Origin of the sequence: Roseateles sp. (assembly GCF_049240545.1) — a bacterium.
Classification (GTDB): Bacteria; Pseudomonadota; Gammaproteobacteria; order Burkholderiales; family Burkholderiaceae_C; genus Paucibacter_A.
In genome coordinates, this window is the sequence record NZ_JBMLSK010000115.1 from 1 (window position 1) to 3,192 (window position 3,192).

The window sequence follows — 3,192 nt, forward strand, 5'->3', positions numbered from 1 at the left end:
CGGTAGGCGTTCTTCAGGTAGGTCTTGCGGTCGGATTGCTTGATGTTCTGCCAACCGTTGCCCACAAAGGAGTGGTGCCGCCACCCGTCAGGCGCGTAGCGGAAGTCGCCGTCCCACACGACACATGCCCAATCGAGTTCGAGCCCTTGTACATGGAACTCGGTGGCCACGTCCTCGAGGTAGAAGGAGGAGCGCACATCGTCAGGTGGGTTCAGGAACCAGTTGACCGGATCCATCGGTGTCTTGACGTCGATGGCATGGGGCTTGAGGCGTTGTGCCTGGGACGACACGACGATGCCGTAGCGCTCGCTGCCGCGCGCCTTCGACTTCAACCAGCCACGTGCCTTGTGGACATCGCGCGTGATGCAGATCGGGTATCTATGGCCGAACTCCCGGTACAGGCGGGCCGCATCGCCAGCCTCCAGGTCGAGCACCTTCTTGACAAAGGCAGAGAGGCTCTCCGCCCTGAACGATCGCATCGAAACCGACAGGTGGAGGTCTTCGTTGAAGTGCACGTTCTCACGGCCCTCAATGGCCACCAAGGCGGCGCCTGAGGCGTACTCTGAGTCCCGCAGACGCGGGGACACGTGGATGTGCCAATCGGGAAACGTCGTCGTCACCGCCTTGATCCACTCTGCGATACCGGCCTCGCCCGTGTTGATCTCTTGCCCGCCGCCAATGAGGCAGACAACCACTGCCCAGTCCGGGTGCCGATCCAGGCAGGAGATCAGGAACTCCGGCTCGGAACGGTTGAAGTTCGGCAAGCCCTTCTTCCGCTTCATGAAGTCCGTTGTCTTCTCCTGGTTCCAGGCCCGCTGCGCCTCGTCAAAGATCGCCACGCGGTCGACTGGCGGACCAGGGTCCTTGATGTATTCGTCGCGGAAATGGTGAACGGCCTGGATGAATCCCTTCACCGCCTGCCGCGCACTTGCCTTCGTCGTCCTCTGTCCCTGCGCCTTGGTCCGGGAAACCTTGTCACGCGCAAGAGCCTCGCTCAGGATGGCCACCAGCGGGCCGTTGCCGGAGAGGTACACCGAGTGCAGGTCGCTTTTCGCGTCCATGTACTTCGTTGCAATGTCGAGACCCACCAAGGTCTTGCCAGCACCCGGAACGCCGGTCACAAGGCAGATCACTTTCACGCCTTGATCCCTGGCGCCCTGGATGATCCGGCTGATGGCGGCAGAGGTTCTCGCGAGGTTGGTCGCACCGGCGTCGCTTCGCGCGATGCTCTCCACCGAGTGGCCGCCGTAGAGCGCAGTCGCAGCCTCGACGATGGTGGGCGTTGGCTTGTAACGGCCGGCTTCCCAGTCACCCACCGCGATCTGCTCTCCCGTTGAGTCTGCGACCACGGCCTCCATCGCTGAGAACAGACGGTCGGGCGAAATCAACAACGGAGCGCGCACGCCATCATCGTGGTTGCCGTAGCGAAAGAGGGACTCCTGGGCCACAGAACCGGTCGCAATCAGGATCGGTGCAATCTGGAGTGCGTGGCTGGATTCGTGGAAGTTCTTCAGGTCAAGTGCGTAATCCCAGACCTGATCGATCGCAGACCGGTTGAAGTGCGACTCACCCACCTTGAACTCGATCACGAAGATGACGTGATCAACCACCACTACCGCATCGATCCGCTTGCCCACACGCGGCACCACGAACTCGAAAAAGAGGTGGCCACGCCTCCGGAAGGCTGGCAAGCATTCCTTGAGCAGTCGTATCTGATCATTCCAGGCATCGCGCTGCGCCAGGTCGACAGAAAACTCACTGGCGTCAGTGAGCCGCCCGATGATCTGAGTGGGCAAGAACTCAAGAAACTCGTCGATCGAGGCCGAAAAACAGGCGCGCGATATGCGACCAGTTGGTACGGCTGACTGCTCGGGTTGAAGATCCACGCTCGCCGGCTTGGGGTTGTAGGTTCTCAGAATAGATGAGGCTGTTCAGCTCTCGAGTGCGTCAGCGGTGGTCGTTCTCATGCTGGTCCCTCGCTGCGAGCAACACGACATCGTTGCTGCGAATCGCGAACAAGACAACACAACCGCCATGGCCGAAGGGGATGATGATCTCCCGGAACTGCCGGTGCGCGTCAGCTCGGCGGCAGGTGTGTGGCGCGAAGGCGCGGATTCCCATCGCGCGCTCCACCGCATCGCGGAACCTGAAGAGGCAGGTGTCGTCTGGCGTATTGCTCGCCAGCTCTCGTTGCACGATGTGCTCCTCAAGGCGCTCGACGTCTTCCTGGAAGGTGACCGTCGGAACAACTCGAAACCGTTCGCTCACCCAGCGGTCCGCTTGCTCTTGGCCGCCGCAGCCTCACGGATACGCTGCTGTGCTGCATGGGCACGTTGGGTCATGCCAGCCAATAAGTCCTCGGCGGTCAACAGGCCCACGCCCTTGGCAGCGCTGCGCAACGCCACCTTCGCCCGGGCCATAGCGGCGTTCTGCTCGGCGCGAAACTCGGCCTCTCTGCAGACCGCGCCCTCGATGAATTGCGTCAGCGACTCGCCCTCCCGAAGCACAGCCTCGAGGCGGGCCTTCGTCTCGGGTGCGACGCGGATGGGTGGCAGTGTGGCGGAACGACTCATCAAGGAAATGTATAGCTTTTGAAATACGTCAACAAGCTTTGCCCATGAGTGCCGCAGGCCGCCGAAGCAATTACTCCGACGCACAGACGTGACAAGGACTTGGTGCGGGGCGCGCCGCAAGAATTGCGTCGCGAACATCAGAGTTGCTGCGACTCGCGCGGCGCCGCGCCAAAGTTGTTGCTTCGCCCCTGCAGGCACTGCGTGATGGAAACTCCCGGGGGCGTGCGCCAACGCACAGAGCATCTGCCAGACAAGGCCTAGATCGGAGCACGCGAGGCCATGCCGATGTGCGCTGACCTGCCTCGCTTGCCCAACCCGCGCCGTGAGTCCAGCGATCACGGAGTTTCCCCACCCACCCACCCAACGCCTGTTCTCAGGTTGACGGGGGAGCGTGATGGCCTCCTGACCGAAATCGACCTTTGAACCGCTGACGCCCGAGTTCGACAGCTACCAGGCTCAGAAGTGGCGAGACCATCAATCAATTCAGGCACTTAATGTGGAAGTCTTCCATGACCCGGGGCGTTGCCCCACATCATGAAAGTTAGCTCCTCAGATGGGGGAATTCTTGTAATGGCACGTTTTATAGGGTTTGTACCTGTTTCTTGCATGTAATTCAGAT

General features: G+C 61.1%; 3 protein-coding genes. All 3 read right to left on the bottom strand.

The window, feature by feature from the left end:
* Positions 1–1,886, bottom strand: a 1,886-nt coding sequence (locus ACOVRJ_RS08090; protein ID WP_422043375.1) for a DUF2075 domain-containing protein, incomplete at its 3' end; no start/stop codon positions are given.
* A gap of 61 nt (positions 1,887–1,947) precedes the next feature.
* A complete protein-coding gene (locus ACOVRJ_RS08095) occupies positions 1,948–2,268 on the bottom strand; it encodes a hypothetical protein (RefSeq protein WP_422043376.1) in 321 nt (106 codons plus the stop codon).
* Positions 2,265–2,573 (bottom strand): YlcI/YnfO family protein, encoded by a 309-nt coding sequence (locus tag ACOVRJ_RS08100; protein WP_422043377.1) that lies wholly within the window; start codon positions 2,571–2,573, stop codon positions 2,265–2,267. Before ACOVRJ_RS08100 ends, ACOVRJ_RS08095 begins: the two co-directional genes overlap by 4 nt.
* Positions 2,574–3,192 lie beyond the last annotated feature (619 nt).

Coding starts and splice junctions, on each gene's coding strand:
- ACOVRJ_RS08100 (WP_422043377.1), bottom strand. CDS start 2,573: ATGAGTCGTTCCGCCACACTGCCACCCATCCGCGTCGCACCCGAGACG.